We start from the raw sequence: 18,393 nt of genomic DNA on the forward strand, positions 1-18,393 counted from the left end.
TTGACCCGGCCCGGCCTGGAAGCCGTTCGACTATAGGTCTTGACACTGCCAAAACGTTTTGTATAGAGTGTGAGCAACACAACAGCCAAAACGTTTTGTAAAGGAATGTCGAAGATGACAAGAGTCGGGATACGGGATGTGGCGAAGGCCGCCGGGGTTTCGGTCACTACCGTCTCCCACGCGCTCAACGACGTCGACGGCTCCCGGGTCAAAGCGGAAACACAGGACCACATCAGGGCGATCGCCAAAGACCTTGGCTATGCCCCCAACCGGCTCGCCAGCGGACTGCGCAACCAGCGCTCGCAGATTATCGGCCTGGTCAGTGACGAGATTGCCACCACCCCGTTCGCGGGTGACATGATCCGGGGGGCGCAGGACGCCGCCTACGAACGCGGCTACCTGCTCATGGTGGTCAACTCGGGCCTGGACCGGCGCCTGGAAGAGCACGAAATCCGGAGCCTGCAGCAACATCAGGTCGACGGGATTGTCTACGCCAAGATGTTCCACCAGTCGACGGAGGTTCCAGCTGGCCTGAAGGGCATCCCGACGGTCCTCTTGGACGGCACGTCGGGAAACCCGGAAGTTTCCTCGGTGGTGCCGGATGAGGTGGGGGCTGCGGAGGCCGCCGTCGAGGTACTGATCCAGGCCGGCCACCGCCGGATCGGGATGCTCAACAACGTCGACGACATTCCGGCAACGCATGGCCGCTACCAGGGCTACCGCAGCACATTGGAGCGCCACGGCCTGGCGTTCAATCCCCAATACCTGGCCACGGACCGCCCGGACGCCCGTGCCGGCCGGGAGCAGGCTTTGAAGATGCTTTCGACGGCGGAAGGTCCGACGGCCTTGTTTTGCTTCAGTGATCAGGTGGCCATGGGTGCTTACCAGGCCGCTGCGCAATTGGGTCTCCGGATTCCCGAGGACCTGTCCATCATCAGTGTGGACAACCTGGAGATCGTTGCGGGGGCCCTGTGGCCAGGGTTGACCACCATGGCGTTGCCGCACTACGACATGGGGCGTTGGGCAGTTACCCGGCTCCTTGACGACATCGCCACTCCTGGCCGTCCGCCGGAGCAGGAAGTACTAGCGTGCCCGCTCGTGTCCCGGGGGTCCGTCGGTCCGCCGCCGGGCTGACCCGGCGCCGAGTTCCGCCGCGAAATACCCAAATTTCAACCAAACCCAGCAGGGCTAAAAAAGGGGCGCGGCCGTTGCACCGGCCGCGCCCCCAGGATCCCTGCGCCCTCACCAATCATCAGAAAGGTTCACACGACATGAACAAGAAAGTCAGCCGGGTCCTGGTAGCCAGCGTAACGGCCGCCGCCCTCATCGGCACACTGGGTGCCTGCGGAAAAGGCAGCGCCTCCGCGTCCTCCGGGGATGCCAACGAAATCACCATGTGGACGCACAACGCCGGCAACGTCGAGGAACTCGGCGCCATCCAGAACATCGTGGATGCGTTCAACAAGGAGTCCGACGTCAAGGTCAAGGTCCAGGCCTTCCCGCAGGAGTCGTACAACGACTCCGTAGTGGCGGCCGCGTCCGCCGGCAACCTGCCGTGCATCGTGGACATCGACGGGCCGAATGTTCCCAACTGGGCCTGGGCCCAGTACCTGGCACCGCTCAAGCTGACCACCGACCTCAGCACGCACCTGCCCAGCACCGTCGCAAAGTGGGAAGGCGAGACCTACGCGGTGGGCTACTACGACGTCGCCCTGGCCATGATGGCCCGCGCCTCCGACCTGAAAGAAGCCGGAGTCCGGGTGGCAACCATCGAGCAGCCCTGGACCAAGGCAGAATTCGAGGACACCATGACCAAGCTGAAGGCCCTTGGAAAGTGGGACTACCCGCTGGACATGGGCACCGCCGGAACCGGTGAATGGCTGCCTTACGCCTATTCGCCGTTCCTGCAGTCCTTCGGCGGGGACCTCATCGACCGCAAGGACTACCAGTCTGCGGACGGCAAGCTCAATGGGGACGCAGCCGTCGCCTGGGCGGGCTGGTTCAAGGGATTGGCCGATCAGGGCTTTATGGCAACCAAGAGCGGCAAGGACAGCACCCAGGACTTCCTGAACAACAAGAGCGCCGTTCTCTACACCGGTTCCTGGGCTGCGGACAAGGCCCGCACCGCCCTCGGTGATGACCTCGTCGTAATGCCGACCGTTGACCTTGGCAAGGGCCCGAAGATCGGCGGCGCTTCCTGGCAGTGGGGCGTCACCACCGGCTGCGCCAACTCCCAGGCAGCGATGGACTACCTCTCCTTCTCCCTGAAGCCGGAAAACGTGGCCGCAGTGGCCACAGCGACTGGGACCATTCCCGCCAGCACCGAGGCCGCCGCGCTGATTCCCGCCTTCGCTGAGGGTGGCGTGAACCGCGACTTCCTGACCTACTCACGCGATTACGCCCTTATGCGGCCCGAGACCCCCGCGTACCCGATCATCGCCAACGAATTCGGCAAGGCAGTCCAGGACATCCTGGCCGGCGCCGACGCCAAATCCGCCCTGGACAAGGCCACAAAGTCCATTGACACCAACATCAAATCCAACGGCGGCTACAAGAACTAGCCAGCGCCTACGGTGCTGCGGGGGCGGGACGCTCCCGCCTCCGCAGCACCAGCCGCTGGGTTCACCCCCGCCGTTCCGTGTCTGGAGAATCTCATGGCCATTAGTCCACTTCCCACCCGTTCGCGGGCCAACCGCGCCGCTGACCGTGCCGCGTCCACGACGACGCCCGCTCCCACCCGTCGCCGGTCCCGCAACCTTCGCGAGCAGCTGCGCGGGTGGGGCATGATCGCCCCGGCCGCGATTCTGCTGCTCTTGTTTATCTTCCTGCCGGCGATCATCGGCTTCGGCCTGGCTTTCACGAACGCCCGGCTCATTTCGCCCCGTCCCGTCGAGTTCGTCGGAGTGGACAACTTTGCCCGGCTCTTCGCCGATCCCTCCTTCTGGCGGGCACTGCTGAACGTCGGGTACTTCGCCGTCGTCGTCGTCCCCGTCCAGTCCGCACTGGCCCTGGTCCTGGCGCTCCTGATCAACAAGAAGTTCCGCGGCGTGAACTTCTTCCGCACCGTCTACTTCCTGCCCGTCGTGACCTCCATGGTGGTGGTGTCCCTCCTGTGGCTCTTTATGTACAGCAAGGACGGGCTATTCAACGAAATCCTTAACAGGGTGACGTTCGGCCTCTTCGGCGGCATCGACTGGTTGAACGAAACCACAACGGCCATGCCGGCCATCATCATCCTGTCCATCTGGCAGGCTGCCGGATTCCATATGATCATCTGGCTCTCAGGGCTGCAAAGCATTTCCGGGGAGCTCTATGAAGCCTCGCAGCTGGACGGCACCAGCCGCTGGCAGCAGTTCAAATACGTGACGTGGCCGGGGCTGCGGCACACCCGCAGCCTGATCCTGGTGACGATCACCATCCAGGCCCTGGCACTGTTCGACCAGGTCAACGTCATGACCCAGGGCGGTCCGCTGGATTCCACCACAACCATTGTCTACGAGGCGGTCCAGGCCGGATTCAGGCAGCAGGACACCGCCTACGCGTCGGCGATTTCACTCGTCTTCTTCGCCGTCGTCCTGCTCATCTCAGTCGTACAGCGCCACCTGACCCGAGAAAAGGACTGATGTGAAAAACACACTCCGCCTCACCAATGCCGGAACCATGCTTGCGCGGATCCTTCTGGCCATCGCTGCAGTTTTTCCCATCGTCTTTATGCTGGTGTCATCGCTGAAGCCTGACACCCAGATCTTCGGCGACATGTCCTCTGTGGCCGCCTTCCTGCCGATCGGCAACATTTCGGTCGACAACTACACTGCGGTCTTTGACCGGGTTCCCGCGGCCAGGTTCCTGATCAACTCGATCGGCATCTCCGCCATCACAGTTGCCCTGGGCGTGGTCATCAACAGCATGTGTGCCTTCGGCCTCTCCCGCATGCAGGTCCGCGGCAAGCGGATCGTGTTCGGTGCCATCCTCGCCACCCTGATCGTGCCGTTCCAGACCCTCGCCCTGCCGCTGCTGTGGTGGGTCAACCAACTGCCCTGGCTCGAAATGAACGGCTTCAGCCTGGAACTCTCAAAGGGCTGGCTGGACACCTACCAGGTGCAGATCATCCCGTTCATTGCGAACGCATTCTCGATCTACCTGTACCACCAGTACTTCGAATCCATCCCGAAGGAATTGGACGAGGCAGCGCGGATCGACGGGGCGGGCTGGTTTAAAATCTACCGTCAGGTGGTTATGCCGCTCGCCGGTCCGGCGACAGCGACGGTCGCCATCCTGACCTTCCTGCCTGCCTGGAACTCATACCTCTGGCCGCTCATGGTGGTCCAGTCGGAGGAGCTCCGTCCCGTGATGGTCGGCATGCAGTACTTCTTCCAGCTCAACGTCTCCTGGGGCCAGGTCATGGCCTACGGCTCCCTGATCACCATTCCCGTGGTGGTGATGTTCATCGCCTTCCAGCGCTCGTTTATCAACAGCATCGCCTCCAGCGGCGTCAAGGGCTGACTCGGTCTTCCTCCTGCACCCCCCACAGAAAGCCACGAAAGTACCGAACAATGACCACACTTTCTGCTCCAGACAAACTCAACCAGGCCGTGGCCGCCGAATCTGCCGAAGTCTTACGTCCCGCCCTGCACTACACAGCGGACACCACCTGGCTCAATGACCCCAACGGCCTGATCTACCACGACGGGCTCTACCACCTGTACTACCAGAACAACCCGTCCGGCAACGCCTGGGGCAACATGTCCTGGGGTCATGCGACATCCACGGATCTGTGCACCTGGATCCAGCAGCCCGTAGCCATTGCATGCGACGATCAGGCCGACATTTTCTCCGGCAGCATCGTCTTCGACCGGCTCAACACCAGCGGTTTCGGTACCGGACAGGTGGCCCCGCTGGTGGCTGTGTACACCAGCGCCTTTAAGCCTGGATCGGGACTCGAAGGCCGTCAGGCCCAGTCGCTGGCGTACAGCCTGGACGGCGGCTACAGCTGGGAGAAGTACCGGCACAACCCGGTACTTGACCGCGAATCGACGGATTTCCGGGACCCCAAGGTATTCCGCTACGACGGCGACGCCGGAACCTACTGGGTCATGGTCGCCGTTGAGGCCCTTGACTACCAGGCGGTGCTGTACCGGTCGGACAACCTCAAAGACTGGGAGCTGCTGAGCACCTTCGGCCCGGCGAATGCCACCGGCGGAATCTGGGAATGCCCGGACCTGTTCGCCCTGCCGGTCGACGGTGACGAGGCCAGGACCAAATGGGTCCTGACAGTCAGCCTGAACCCGGGCGGCCCAAACGGGGGATCGGCGGGCCAGTACTTCGTGGGCGACTTCGACGGCGTCACCTTCACCTCGGAATCCACCGTCTCGGAAGGTCAGCACGAGAAGTCCCGACTGGCTGACTTCGACTGGCTGGACTGGGGCCGCGACTACTACGCAGCCGTGACGTTTGGCGACGTCCCTGACGGAAGAACACTCATGATGGCGTGGATGAGTAACTGGCAGTACGGCCACGGGATCCCGGCCTTCCCGTGGCGGAGCGCCATGGCGTTGCCGCGGGAGGTGTCCCTGCGCAGCGTCGGAGGTTCCTTGCGGCTGGTTCAGCAGCCTGCAGCGGAAGTGCTGGCCCTTCCTGCCTACGGACCGGTGTATAGCACCGGACCGGTTTCCATTTCTGAAGAATCGCGACTCCTTGACGGTGCGGCCGGTACGGTACAGCGGATCGATGCCCTCTTCACACCGGGAACAGCAGCTGAATTCGGCCTGATCGTCCGGGGCAAGGACGGACAGGGCACCAGGATCGGGATCCGTCCGCGCGATGGCAGGCTCACGGTGGATCGCCGGTCATCAGGGCAGACCGATTTCCACGAGACGTTTGCCTCGGTCGACGTCGCGCCGCTGGCGGCCAACAGCAGCAGCTACGAGCTGACGGTCTTCGTCGATGAGTGCTCCGTGGAGATTTTCGCCCAAGACGGCCAGGTGACCATGACGGAACTCATTTTTCCGGCAGAGGGAAGCACCGAAGTTTCCGTTTATGCGACGGGCGGCGCAGCCACAGCGACGTCGCTGACCGTCCGCCAGTTTGCCTGACCGCGGTGCCCTTGCGCACGACTAACCTCGCCGCCAGCGACGGCCTGCTTCGGCGGACGGTGCTGCGTCAGTCAGTGCGCGGAACCCGGCAGCGGCTGGCATTGGGGGCAGAAGTAGATGTCCCGTTCCTCGGTGCCCGTTCCTTTGGCGAGGACCCCGTGGCGCACCGGGGTCCGGCATTTAAGGCAGGCCTGGTGTTCGCGCCGGTAGACCCAGTAACCGGGCAATCCGGAGGTCCGGCCGACAGGTGTCCCGCGCGGGTTGAGTACGGTCACCCTGCGCCCTGGCCCCAGGTTGGCTTCCAGTAGGACCTTCGCGTCGGTGATCATGGCCGTGAGGTCCGGCACTGCGGACACCGGTGCGGCGGGGTGAACTCCGGAGAGAAAGCACGCTTCGCAGCGGTAGATATTGCCGATCCCAGCGAGGTTCCGCTGGTCCAGCAGCGCGACTCCGATCGGGACGTCGGGGTTGGCGCGGAGCCGGGCTTCGGCTTCTGCAAGGTCCCAGTCAGGCCCCAGCAGGTCGGGCCCGAGATGTCCCACCACAGTGTCCTCGTCCGAGGTGCGGACCACTTCGACGACTCCCAGCGAGAAACCCACGGCGTCCGCCGTGGCGGTCCGCAGTACGCACCGGGCCGTGAACCCCGGTTTCCGCCACCGGCCGCCCGGCGGATAGACCTGCCAGGCGCCCTCCATCTTCAGATGTGAGTGGATGGTCAGCCCCTCGTTTGCCCCGCCTGACCGGATTGGGCCGCCAGCGGCCAGGCTGCTGTCACCGGCCCGGCTGTCCGCGGCGCCGGCCGGGCGCCGGAGCCGCATCAGCAGGTGCTTGCCGCGCGGCACGACTTCGGTCACGGTCCAGCCGGCCAGGTTGAGCGTCGCGAAGCGCGGCACCCGGAAGTCCGAAGAGATGAGTTCCTGCCCCGCAAGGGCGGCATGCAACTGGGCGGTTGCCCGCCAGACGGAATCTCCCTCAGGCACGGATCCTCAATCCTTTCGGGGTGGAGTAGGCGCCCGCGTGGGCCAGAGCCGCGGCGACCGGTGTGTCCAGGATGCCGTGTCCGTTGACTTTTTCCATGATCAGCTTGTCCACCGCACGACGGGTCACGACGCCAACCAGGGCTTCTCCCGCGGCGGCAAGGATGTCGGAGTCGTCCGTGAATGCCAGCAGCGTCTTGCCGCCGCGTTCGACGTAGAGGACCAGAGCGCCGTCGACCAGCACCACGAGGGCACCGGCTTTCCGGCCCGGGCGGTGGCCGGTTCCTGCCTCGACGTCGAGGGCCGGCCACGGCAGGGCCGCACCGTAGGGGTTGGCGGGGTCAGTCGCCGCGAGGGCCAGCGCCACGGGATCGGGCCTGGACAGTTGGCTGTCCTCGGAGTAGGAGCGCAGCCGGTCGACGGTGGCGGGCACCGCGAACTGGGCAGCGCCGAGATGTTCGATGAAGTACCCCCGGCGGCAGCGGCCCGCTTCCTCCAACCGGGCCAGGACTTTATACATCAGGCCGAAGCCACCCAGGATGTTCTCCGCCATGACCGATCCGCGGGTCAGCACACCGTAGCGGTCCAGCAGTAATTCCGCGGTGGCCCGGGCATGGATGGTCGGGTCAAGCTCGGGGGCGGGTAACGCGGACCAGCGTCCGGCGGCCAGCGGGGGCGTGGGCAAACCTCCCCCGAGGGAGCCGTGGCGTCCGCCATCGAGTCCGGGCGACCCGAGCAGCCCGGTGCCGTGCGCCCTGCCCAAGCGGCTCAGCCTCGGCGCCCTGGCACGAGGTGCCCGCGCGGCCTGCCGGTGGGCGGTGTGCCCGCCGGCGATCATTGCCCGGACGGGGCCGAACGTGTCGCCGGTGATCCGGCCGGCCCATACGAGGTCCCACAGTGCGGACACGACGTCCTGATCGCCGAGCACGGCGTCCATTCCGCCGGCAATCTCCTTCAACTGCCGGTAGAAGTAGCCGCCGCCGTTGGTCTTCAGGTGCTCCAGCAGCCGCTGCTGGGCGTCCCCGGGCTCGTGGTCGATCAGAGGATTCAGTGTCAGCTCGGCAGAATCTGCCAGATGCAGGCTGATCCAGCCATCGTTCCCCGGCAGCGCCCCGGCGCCGGACCAGAGGACCTCCCCGGCGGCCATCAGTTCGTCCAGCATGGCCGGCTGATAGTCCGCCACGCGGCTGGCCAGGATCAGTGGTTCCCATGCTGACGCGGGGATGGGCACGCCGGAAAGCTGGTCGACGGCGGTGATAATTCCGTCGAGTCCGCGCAGGACCGACTGGCCCCGCTGGCTGCCCGGTGCGCGGACGTTTTGCCAGGCGGGGAGGAACCGGCCATAGGCGGCGGCGTCGACGGGCTCGACCTCGGCCCGCAGGGCTGCGAGTGAGCGGCGGCGAAGCTTGCGCAGCACCTCGGCGTCGCACCATTCGCTGGCTCCGGCGAGCGGCTGAGCGACGGCGGCGGGTGAGGGAATGACCGCCCCGGCGGCTCCGGCCCGGTCATCAGCGGTTGCAGCGGCCTCGTCCGTGACGGCCAGGTCCTCCGGCAGCGCGGAGTGCGGGCGGAACTCACCCTCGACCACGCGGCCGTCAGCTGCGAGCCGCTTCAGCGCAGTGCCCACGACGGCGACGCCGAGTCCGAGCCGGGCCGCCGCTTCGGCCGCGGTGAACGGCCCGTGGGTGCGGGCGTACCGGGAAACAAGATCACCCAGGGGGTCAGCGACAGGTTCGATAAACGCCAACGGCACGCCCATGGGCAGCGGAACACCGAGGGCATCACGCAGCCGGGCCGCATCCTCGACTGCGGCGTGGTGTTCGATGCCGCCGATGTTGACCTTGATGGCGCGGTTGGCCCGCAGCAACGCGGTCAGGTGCGCAGCAGCGTCGACGGGAGCTACCGCCGGCGCCGGAGCGCTCTCTGCGGTCACGGTCTCCAGCCTGGCGGCTACCTCGTCCGGGGCCAGCGGCCCGAGGAGGCGCAGCAGATCGGCGACGCCTTCCATGCCGCGTACCTTCCGGTCCGGCGCAAGCCGCTGCAGTTCCCGTTCCGTGGCGTCGATGACCTTGGCGTCGAGGAGCTCGCGCAACTCGACCCGGCCGAGGAGCTCGTTGAGCAGGGTCGAATCCAGCGCCAGCGCGGCGGCACGGCGCTCGGCAAGCGGCGAATCGCCCTCATACAGGAACTGGGCGACGTAGCCGAACAGCAAGGACTTCGCGAACGGTGAGGGCTGCTGGGTGGTGGTCTCCACGATCCGCAGTTCACGCCGTTCCACCGCGGCGGCGAGGTCCTTCAGCGCCGGCAGATCGTAGACGTCCTGCAGACACTCGCGCACGGTCTCGAGCACGATCGGGAAGGTCGGGTATTTCCGGGCGACGTCCAGCAGTTGGGCCGAGCGCTGGCGCTGCTGCCACAGAGGCTGCCGCTTCCCGGGGTTCTGCCGCGGCAGCAGCAGTGCCCGTGCGGCGCACTCACGGAACCGCGAGGCGAAGAGGGCGCTGCCGCCCACTTCCGCCGTCACGATCTGTTCCAGTTCCTCGGGATCGAAGAGGAACAGTTCCGCGCCGGGCGGCTCGTCCTCCATCATGGGCACCCGCAGGACGATGCCGTCGTCGGCAGCCATTGCGGAGCCGTCCAGCCCGTAGCGTTGCTGCAGCCGCTGGCCTACCGCGAGGGCCCAGGGAGCATGGACGGGCATACCGAAGGGGCTGTGCAGCACCACCCGCCAGTCACCGAGCTCATCGTGGAAGCGCTCGACGACGAGGGTTGTGTCGCTCGGGACCACCTCGGTGGCGAGTTTCTGCTCGGCCAGGTACTGGAGGAGGTTGTTGGCGGCGAAATCGTCCAGCCCGCTGGCCTTACAGCGTTCCGTGGCCGGCCCGACGTCGGACGCGGAGAGTTCACGGACGAACGCACCGAGGGCGCGGCCCAGATCGACGGGACGGCCCAGGGAGTCGCCCTTCCAGAAGGGAAGCTTGCCGGGCTGGCCGAAGGCGGGGGTGACCAGGACACGGTCGTGGGTGATGTCCTCGATCTTCCAGCTCGTCGCCCCGAGGGCGAAGACGTCCCCGACCCGTGATTCATAGACCATTTCCTCGTCGAGTTCGCCGACCCGTCGTCCGCCCTTGGCCGCGGCAGCGGCCGGGCTCGCGGCCCGTCCGTCGCCGCCCGCGGAGCCAGTGCCCTCGTTCTCGGTGCCAATGATGTAGACGCCGAACAGCCCGCGATCCGGAATCGTCCCGCCGGAAGTGACTGCGAGGCGCTGCGCGCCCGGGCGGCCTTCGATAGTGCCGGCGTTGCGGTCCCAGATGATCCGCGGACGCAGTTCGGCGAATTCGTCGGAAGGGTAGCGCCCGGCCAGCAGGTCCAGGGTGGCCTCGAACGCCGAGCGGGGGAGCGAAGCGAAGGGGGCGGAGCGCCGGACGGTCGCGAACCATTCCTCCACCTCGATCGCGCCGAGCGCGGTCGCGGCCACGGTCTGCTGGGCGAGGATGTCCAGGGGGTTGGCGGGGACGCTGAGCCGTTCGATCTTGCCGCCGAGCATCCGCTCGACCGTGATCGCGGTGTGCACGAGGTCCGCCCGGTGCTTGGGGAACAGGACGCCTTGGGAGATCTCGCCGACCTGGTGCCCGGCGCGGCCTACGCGCTGCAGGCCGCTGGCCACCGACGGCGGCGATTCGACCTGAACGACCAGGTCCACGGCGCCCATGTCGATGCCGAGCTCCAACGACGACGTGGCCACGACGCAGCGCAGCCGGCCGGACTTAAGGTCGTCCTCGATCAGGGCACGCTGGTCCTTGGATACCGATCCGTGGTGGGCGCGGGCCAGCACCGGATCGGCGCCGGCGGTACTGCCGGCCTGCGCCATCATGTGCGCCGGGGTGGCCGTCGACGTCAGCGCCAGCGCGGACCCGCCGGCCGTTCCCGCCCCGCCAGCCGCCCCGCCAGCCAGGCTGTCATCCTGCGGCGAATCCCATCCGCCACCGGCGGCCATGAGTTGGCGTTCAGCATAGATCTCGTTGAGCCGGGCCGTGAGCCGCTCGGAGAGCCGGCGCGAGTTGGCGAACACGATGGTGGACTGGTTGGCCAGCACCAGGTCCACGATCTTTTCCTCCACATGCGGCCAGATGGATGCCTGCGGCTGCAGGCCCGAGGCCGGGCCGGAATCGAATGCCCCCGCGGCGCCCTGGAGATCGGACATGTCCTCCACCGGCACGGAGACAGTCAGATCCCAGTTCTTCCGCGATACCGGCGCAACAATTTCCACCGGCGCCGAGCCGGCCAGGAACTGCGCCACGAGTTCCCGCGGCTCCACGGTCGCGGACAGGCCGATCCGCTGTGCCGGCTTGGGCAGCAGTGCATCCAGGCGTTCCAGCGAGACGGCGAGGTGGGCGCCGCGTTTGGTTCCGGCGACGGCGTGCACCTCATCAACGATGATGGTGTCCACCTCGGTGAGTGTCTCCCGGGCCTTGGACGTCAGCATCAGGAACAGGGACTCGGGTGTGGTGATGAGAATGTCCGGCGGGTGGCTGAGCAGCGCGCGCCGGTCAGCCGTCGTCGTATCCCCGGAGCGGACCCCGACGGTGATCAGGGGAGTAGGGAGGCCGAGTCGTTTGGCAGTCTGGGTTATCCCGATCAGGGGTGAGCGGAGGTTGCGTTCCACGTCAACGCCCAGTGCCTTTAGGGGAGAGATATACAGGACGCGGGTCTTGCGTTTGGGCGCACGGGCGCGCACGCCCTTGACGGGCGCCCCGACTGTCCCCCCGGCTTCGCCCTTCACCGGTGGGGCATCCATGCCGGGCAATTCCGGGGCCGCAGCGAGCAGCCGGTCCAGTGCCCAGAGAAAGGCCGCGAGCGTTTTGCCTGAACCCGTGGGTGCCACCACCAGGGCGTGCGCACCGGACGAGATGGCGTTCCACGCGCCGGTCTGCGCCGGGGTTGGCTCCGAAAATGCCCCAAGGAACCAGTCCCGCGTGGACTGGCTGAACTGGTCCATTTGAGCGCCGGGGAGGACGTCCGGACCAGTTCCAAGCGGCTTGATCTCCTGCATGCCTCCATCATGCCCTAACCCACTGACCTGATTACCTGCGGGGGCAGACCGCCGGCAACCGTCCGGATCAGGCAGGTCCAAGCCTCTGCAGATCCTTGGTGGCTGGGCCTTCGAGGAGCTTGCGCCGTTCACCGTAGAGACCGCCACCGGTCGGCTGCAGTCGCGGATAACCGTTGCCTCTCCGGTGGCCGTTTGGGCAGCGTTCGAGCGCGTTGGCGGGGTTCGGTCAGTGGCCATCCTGCCCCAGTCGCTGGCCAGCTGGCCGGCCACGCTGGCGTTTACAGCCATGGCAGCCAGAGCGCCGGAGGGCGCGGTGACGCGGTGATGAATCGTATTTGCGCCAAAGGAGGGCATCAGATTGGTGACCTGGTAGTCCTGGGCTGATCACATGTGCGTGGGCACGGCGCCGGGAAAGTGCGCCAGGAGCCAGTCCAGCAGACCCGACGCGTGGGACTTTTGGGAGTCGGTCCGCGCCACATGGTGCCCGTCTCCGCCTCCCAGCAGGAGCCGACGCCCCTCGGCCTCGTAGTCTTGCAGTGAGGTCAACGCAGGCCCCGACCTGCTTCTGCGGAAAACACCGGGCCAGGCTGGACGGGACGTCATAGACACTAGGTGTACTTACCGAGGCCGGCCGGGCCCAGAGCATCAGGCGGGCTGGAAGGCTCCGACGCTCAGGAGGGCGATGTTCGCATTTGTGCACGCGCTGGTGGGCTGCGGCAGGAACAACGACGCCGTATCTTCCGGCGGGTAGATGCGGTAACCGGCCGCGTCCGTCAGCGTGCAGTCGCTGTAATTCGCGGCCTGGGTGTAGCGGAGGACGGCGGTTCCGGTCTGGTCCGGCGCGAGCAGGACGTCCGCTACGGGGGTGGTTTCGTCGCGGGTCGCCGCCGCGCCAATCGGTGCGCCGTCGGCGTTGGCGGTCAGCGAAACCCCCGGGTATCCCTTGAGCAGGCAGGGCGCCGTGCCCGTGTTCGTGAGGTTCAGTTTCATGTAGACGCTGCCCGCCGCGCCCCCGCCGGACGCATCGGTAGCAGCCGACAGGGTGGCCGCCTTGCAGAGCGCGGGACCGGCCGGGGTGGTGGTGGACGACGACGGCGACTGGGACGCGTCCGGAGACGCCGGCGTGGCGGACGGGCTGGCGGAGTTGGTCCCCTGCGTTGTCGTCCCCGGCGTCGCGGTCCCCTGCGTCTGCGGCTGGCTCGGTCCGCAGGCGGTGAGCATCAGCGCCGCCGCCGCGACCGCCGTCGTAATAACAAACCCTTGTGAAATGCGCTGAGACGTCATGGCACCACCTTTGTTGCTGCTGTGACGGGAGTCAACGCTGCCACGGGCCTGCGGGAGGATTTGATGCCCGGATCGTGATCATCCGGGCATCAAATCCGGCGATGTTACGCGGCCGTTTCCTGTCGGCGCTTTGAGCTGCTGCGGGCGAAGGCCACCCCGCCAAGGGCGAGTCCGCCGAGACCGGCAGCAAGCCCCGCCCAGCTGCGGGCGTCCGCACCGCTGTCGGTCACTGCAGATGCCTGCTCGGTGGTGTGCCCCGCTGAAGCAGCGGCCCCGTGGCCTTCCGCGCTGGCCGCCTCGGTGATGGTGATGGACGGTGCCGGCGCCTTCAGGGAATGCGGGTCCTGGCCGTCCTTGGCGATCTCCGACCAGTCAGTCTGCCCGGTTTCGCACGACTGCAGCGTGGGGAAGTAGAGCGTGGAGCCGGCCGCGTCGGGCAGCCTGACCGACAGCACCAGGGCATCGCGCAGCTCGTGCTCCAGCGGAGCCTTGGCCGTGTACACAATCTGGCTGGTCCGCTTGGTGATGGACGTGCCGTCGGCCAGTTTCTTCGGCTCGGCAAGCTGTTCGGTCACCTTTTCCACGGTCCAGTTGGGGTTAACCGTGGGCTGGGCGTCGTTGAGTTCAGCCGGCAGGGTGATGGCCACCTTGGTGGTGCCGGACTCGTCGCAGCCGTGCGGGATGCCGAACGTGAGCAGGGCATAGGAATTGGCATCGGTTTTGTTCGGGGTGACGCCGACGTGGGCCGACGCGCCAGCTGCTCCGGTCAGGATCAGGACGGCTGCGCCGCCCGTGGCTGCTGCGGCGGTGAGGGTACGGCGAAGGAATGAGGTGGTCATGGGGTTGCCTTTCGGACGCACGCCGGTTGGGGGCGTGCGGGAGTACGGGGTGGGGCCCGCGGCCTGCGAAATTGCGGTGCGGGCGGAGTCAGGAAAGTACGACGGCGGAAGGCGGGCCGCGTCGGCTGTGTTGCCTGAGGTTCCGCCAGGGGCGGAGGGGGAGAACCGCTGATGGGCCGGGAACCGCCCGCGGCGTGCCGGCGTCGGGCGTTACTGCTTCGGGGAGCCGGACAAGCGGCCTCAGCCACGCGGCCAGTGCCCACAGCGCGGCCTCGCCCTTGGCAAGCAGGAGGGCGCACGCGCCGGTGGCGAGTGCGTGGGTCAGGAGCATCAGGATGCCCGCTGATCCGGAATCGTGGACGTGTCCGGCGGCCGTGATGACGGGTGCAGCGGCGCCCGCGAGGTGGGCGTTGTGGAGCCCGGAGGCAGCACCGCTCCCAGCCGTGCCCCATGAACTGAAGGCCGTGAAGGCTTCGTGCAGGATGAACTGTCCTGCCCCGAGAACGCTGAGCATGGCTGGAAAATTGAGCCGCAGCCTCGTGGCGGTGGTGGCCGCCAGCACTGTCATGGCGAGCACGGCCAGCAGGATGCCTGGGGCGGGAAGGCCGCCACCGCCGGCCACGTGGGCGCCGGCAGCAAGAGTCAGGACTCCCGTGGAGAGGGACGCGGTGCGAAGGAAACGGAAGGGTGGCCGGGCGTGGTTGGTGCGCACGGATCCTCCTTATTTCGTTGGCCGATGACGGTGTTCAGTCACCTTGTTACGATGCCTCTTCAGCAACGTTCAGATTCTACCGGCCTTTGGGCGGGCCGCCGGTGTGTGACCGGCCGTGCAGCGCGATCACGTTGGACGGTGATTCTGTGGCGTCGGATGGCTCGTCTGCCAACTTCAAGAAACCCATAGCAAGCTCGAGGCACTGGATGGCCACCGGGGGAACGCGGTAATCGGTCGCCGCCTCCACCAATCCCAGTTCGGCGAGCAGGGACAGCTTCTGCTGCGCCTGCAGGGCCGCGAAGGACGCATAGATCTCCTCTAGTGCTGTGTCCTTGAGCTCGGTGTTGTCCTCAAGGTCCATGTCCTGGCGCAAGGCGCCCTCAAGGTCCGGCGACGCCATCCGTTCGAGTTCGGCCACGAGCATGGGTTCATCGGTGGTGCCATAGGTGAGGACGGCCAGCAGTGTCCCGGCAACAGCTTCCTGGTCCCACTCGTCGTCCTCGTCGGTGAGCACTCCGACCAGAAGGACCACCGAAAGCTTCCGGCGGATGTCCAGCCGTTCTTCGATCCTGGTGCTGTTCCAGGCGGTCACTTCGGGGCCTGGAGTGGCTTTCGTGGATCCGAGACTGATCAGGCCTGCCCCCACCAGCGCTGACCAGATCTCGCGGAGTACCGGTACGTCGTGCATGGTTCCGACTTCCAGCAGCGTTTCGGGTTGGCTCCCGGCAGTTTCCAGATCGAAAAGTGGCGCGGCTCCACTCGCGCCGCGCTTTCCACGGGCCTGGACTCCTGCGGCTGCGGCGGCCGGCTCGATGTCCTTCAGACGTAGGGCACCAGTGCTGGTGATTTCCTTGCCGGTTCCGATCCAGTCCAGGAGGGCCGACGCACGCTGGATCAGCGGCATGGCATTGAAGGCAGCCTCCTGGTGGTCGTCGCTGAGGTCAGGTACCTGGATAGCCGGCAGTTGCGGGACTGCCGCGGCGATACCGTTTCCCAACACTGAATGGAGTTCCTCATAGGCGGCGTCCGTGCCGCTCCAACGGCCGGTGCCTTTCAGGAAATGGATGTACGAGTGAAGGGCAAAGTAGATGTCGTCGAAGGCCTCATCCATGTCGTCGGGGTCCAACGACGCCGCAATTGCTCCGGCCGCCTGATCCAGGCTTTCACTGTCGATGGCGGTGGCCGAGCTCGAACCGTTGATGGCGTGCTGGGAGGTGAGGAAGAGTTTGACCAGCTCGAGGCACTCGAAGGCACCGGCAGGATCAGGGTCTTCGGTCGCGTGCCATTGAATGAAGTCAAGAGCCATCGAATCAAGCACCCGGTGGTTCAGGACCAGCTGCAGGGGCATCTTGGGGGCCGAGGGTACGGCCTTGAGGTGCCGCCGGTCCTTGTTTCTACTCTTGGATTTGCCGGTCTTTTTCGTCAAGGATTGCCTCCGGTGTCAACGGGCGCTCGCCCCAGGTTCGCTGCCTGGGATAACCGCGGATGTATCGAGCTTACAAAATTGCGGTGCCGGCGAGCAGTTCGGCGAGGACGTCCGCGGCCGAGTCATGCCGGATCAGCGCTGCGGACTGCCCCGCCCAAAGCGACATGAGGTCCGTGTTCCCTTGGGCGGCTGCCTCCGGCCGGAAGCGGCCGGTGAGCCAGTTTTGGGCGGGGAACGGCGCTATTCTTCGCTCCGGGATTCCAGCCTCCGAGAGCCCAGCCGTTACCATGTTGGCCGCTGAGAGTTCGGCGATGAGGCGGTTGGGGATGCCGCGGGCAAGCCGTCCGCTGAGGGCACTTGTCAGCACCGTTTCCCGCGCGGCGGGGCTGTGGAGGACGGCCCGGTACGCAGGCACGGCCGCGGATTCGCGAGTGGCTAGGAACGCCGAGCCCACCTGGACCGCGTCGGCGCCAAGGGCCATGGCGGCTGCATAACCGCGGCGGTCCGCGATTCCCCCGGCAGCGATGACCGGGATGGTGACGGCATCAGCCGCCTGCGGAACCAGTGCAAAAGTTCCGATCAGGGACTCCTCGGCGGGCTTCAGGAACGAAACGCGGTGGCCGCCGGATTCCATGCCACTTGCGACCACGGCATCCACTCCACCGGCTTCCAGAGCAACAGCTTCCGCCACGGTGGTAGCGGTCCCCACCACGACTATGCCTCTCCGGTGCGCCGCCGCGATCAGTTCCGGCGCGGGCACACCGAACACAAAGCTGACGACGGCGGGACCGGCCGCCAGCGTTGCCTCCACCTGCTCTTCATAGTCGGGCAGGTAGCGGTCCGGCATGTGCGGAAGCGGAAGTGCCAGTTCGCCGAAGTACGGCTTCAGGGTTTCCAGGTACCGGTCGAAGGCCGCCTGGGGGAGCAAGGTGGTTTCGTCGCCGGTAGGAATCCAGAGGTTAAGGGCGAACGGCTTCGCCGTTGCCTTCCTCAGCTCAGCCACTGTGTTCCGGATGGCGTCGGCGCCATAACCGTACAGTCCGTAGGAACCCAGCCCGCCGCCGTCGCTCACGGCTGCTGTCAGCTCCACGGAAGAGACCCCGCCGAAAGGGCCCAGCACCACCGGAACGTCCGTACCGAACAGATCGGTGATGCGGTTTAGCCGGGCAGAGGTGCGGTGCTCCGGCGTCATACGGCGGCTCCTGAAAGGTCGATGGTTTGGCTTCAGGACCCAGTCTCGCAGGGCTGGGCGCTGCTGCCCAACCTATGGCCGGGGAGTCAGTCTGTTTCCGGGCCCGAGCAGTAGTGGCAGTCGTCGGGGCACGTATCGGTCACGTCTGGCTCCATTGGAGTTCGAGGCAGTCGCTGCCCCGGTCGCTGACCTGGAAGAGTCTGCGGCCGCCGAATAGCGCGATTCGTCGTCGAAGTCACGGTTCTTCCTTAATGATCGGGTGCCGGTCAGGCGTGCCGGTCCAATTCATCCAACCCGAAGGGCTCTGGTCAGCTCAATGGAGGATGTGACCAGGATTGCGGCATCCGTTTGTGCAGGCATCCAGTAGGGCCATGTACCGCGACACGGGGCAGGGCTAGACTGCTGGCGTAAGTCGCCAACCACCTCAGGGAGCACACGATGAACTACTCAGGAACTGGCAACGAGAAAGCCACCCCGGCCAGCGAACTCAACAGGACCCATGTGGGTCAGACAGTCAGTTTTGAGCCGGACGAATTCACACTGGTGTTCGGAAAAATCGCGGCCATCGCGCGCAAGGAAGGCAGCGTGACCATCGCTTTGCAGGGCGTTGAAGGAAGCGGCGGCCTGCAGTCCAGTTACAGCCTTCCCGGCAGTCGGCACGTGTATTTGCAGCCGGACATGCTCACCAATACCGAGTCCACCATCAAAGACCTCTTCGGCAAGGTCCAGGAGAACCTGCGCGGCGGGCACAAGGGCGATGACAGGACGGACAAGCTCTAGCGGGGGAACTATCCGTCGGGTACAGCAAATGTCGTTGC

At 66.2% G+C, this 18,393-nt stretch carries 14 protein-coding genes; 6 read left to right on the forward strand and 8 right to left on the reverse strand.

Translation table 11 applies throughout. The annotated features are described in order from the left end of the window. Positions 1 to 114: 114 nt before the first annotated feature. The 5 genes from ACQCSV_RS04045 (at position 115) to ACQCSV_RS04065 (ending at position 6,092) form a co-directional block, all read left to right on the forward strand. The gene (locus ACQCSV_RS04045; protein WP_354223624.1) at positions 115 to 1,134 is read left to right on the forward strand and encodes a LacI family DNA-binding transcriptional regulator; all 1,020 of its coding nucleotides are present in this window, start codon (positions 115 to 117) and stop codon (positions 1,132 to 1,134) included. A 137-nt stretch (positions 1,135 to 1,271) separates the two neighbouring features. Next, positions 1,272 to 2,561, forward strand: a complete 1,290-nt coding sequence (locus ACQCSV_RS04050; RefSeq protein ID WP_354154687.1) for an extracellular solute-binding protein — start codon at positions 1,272 to 1,274, stop codon at positions 2,559 to 2,561. Between the two features lie 93 nt (positions 2,562 to 2,654). Further along, entirely contained in the window at positions 2,655 to 3,623 is a 969-nt protein-coding gene (locus ACQCSV_RS04055) for a sugar ABC transporter permease (RefSeq protein WP_354154686.1), read from the forward strand. 37 nt (positions 3,624 to 3,660) lie between these two features. Continuing rightward, positions 3,661 to 4,503, forward strand: coding sequence for a carbohydrate ABC transporter permease (locus ACQCSV_RS04060; protein WP_282330050.1), 843 nt, complete (start codon positions 3,661 to 3,663; stop codon positions 4,501 to 4,503). Between the two features lie 50 nt (positions 4,504 to 4,553). Further along, positions 4,554 to 6,092 (forward strand): glycoside hydrolase family 32 protein, encoded by a 1,539-nt coding sequence (locus tag ACQCSV_RS04065; RefSeq protein ID WP_354154685.1) that lies wholly within the window; start codon positions 4,554 to 4,556, stop codon positions 6,090 to 6,092. 71 nt (positions 6,093 to 6,163) lie between these two features. On the opposite strand, the gene ACQCSV_RS04070 is transcribed toward ACQCSV_RS04065, so the two are convergent. The 8 genes from ACQCSV_RS04070 to ACQCSV_RS04105 all read right to left on the reverse strand — a co-directional run bounded on the left by ACQCSV_RS04070 (position 6,164) and on the right by ACQCSV_RS04105 (position 17,575). Further along, positions 6,164 to 7,072: an Fpg/Nei family DNA glycosylase gene (locus tag ACQCSV_RS04070; RefSeq protein WP_354154684.1), complete on the reverse strand. Its 909-nt coding sequence runs from the start codon at positions 7,070 to 7,072 to the stop codon at positions 6,164 to 6,166. Continuing rightward, complete coding sequence (locus tag ACQCSV_RS04075) at positions 7,065 to 12,122, reverse strand: ATP-dependent helicase (RefSeq protein WP_426939185.1); 5,058 nt, start codon at positions 12,120 to 12,122, stop codon at positions 7,065 to 7,067. Before ACQCSV_RS04075 ends, ACQCSV_RS04070 begins: the two co-directional genes overlap by 8 nt. A 384-nt stretch (positions 12,123 to 12,506) precedes the next feature. Next, positions 12,507 to 12,668, reverse strand: a complete 162-nt coding sequence (locus ACQCSV_RS04080) for a hypothetical protein (RefSeq protein ID WP_354154682.1) — start codon at positions 12,666 to 12,668, stop codon at positions 12,507 to 12,509. A gap of 99 nt (positions 12,669 to 12,767) precedes the next feature. Then, the gene (locus tag ACQCSV_RS04085; RefSeq protein WP_354154681.1) at positions 12,768 to 13,406 is read right to left on the reverse strand and encodes a DUF4232 domain-containing protein; all 639 of its coding nucleotides are present in this window, start codon (positions 13,404 to 13,406) and stop codon (positions 12,768 to 12,770) included. 104 nt (positions 13,407 to 13,510) lie between these two features. Further along, entirely contained in the window at positions 13,511 to 14,245 is a 735-nt protein-coding gene (locus ACQCSV_RS04090; RefSeq protein ID WP_354154680.1) for a YcnI family protein, read from the reverse strand. 88 nt (positions 14,246 to 14,333) lie between these two features. Continuing rightward, entirely contained in the window at positions 14,334 to 14,957 is a 624-nt protein-coding gene (locus tag ACQCSV_RS04095; protein ID WP_354154679.1) for a hypothetical protein, read from the reverse strand. A 76-nt stretch (positions 14,958 to 15,033) separates the two neighbouring features. Beyond that, entirely contained in the window at positions 15,034 to 16,383 is a 1,350-nt protein-coding gene (locus ACQCSV_RS04100; protein ID WP_354154678.1) for a hypothetical protein, read from the reverse strand. A gap of 70 nt (positions 16,384 to 16,453) precedes the next feature. Continuing rightward, positions 16,454 to 17,575, reverse strand: coding sequence for an NAD(P)H-dependent flavin oxidoreductase (locus tag ACQCSV_RS04105; RefSeq protein WP_426939186.1), 1,122 nt, complete (start codon positions 17,573 to 17,575; stop codon positions 16,454 to 16,456). 438 nt (positions 17,576 to 18,013) lie between these two features. Between ACQCSV_RS04105 and ACQCSV_RS04110 the strand changes: the two genes are divergently transcribed. Beyond that, positions 18,014 to 18,355 (forward strand): hypothetical protein, encoded by a 342-nt coding sequence (locus tag ACQCSV_RS04110; protein ID WP_185262540.1) that lies wholly within the window; start codon positions 18,014 to 18,016, stop codon positions 18,353 to 18,355. Positions 18,356 to 18,393: the final 38 nt, after the last annotated feature.

Origin of the sequence: Pseudarthrobacter sp. S3 (assembly GCF_050156905.1) — a bacterium.
GTDB lineage: Bacteria > Actinomycetota > Actinomycetes > Actinomycetales > Micrococcaceae > Arthrobacter.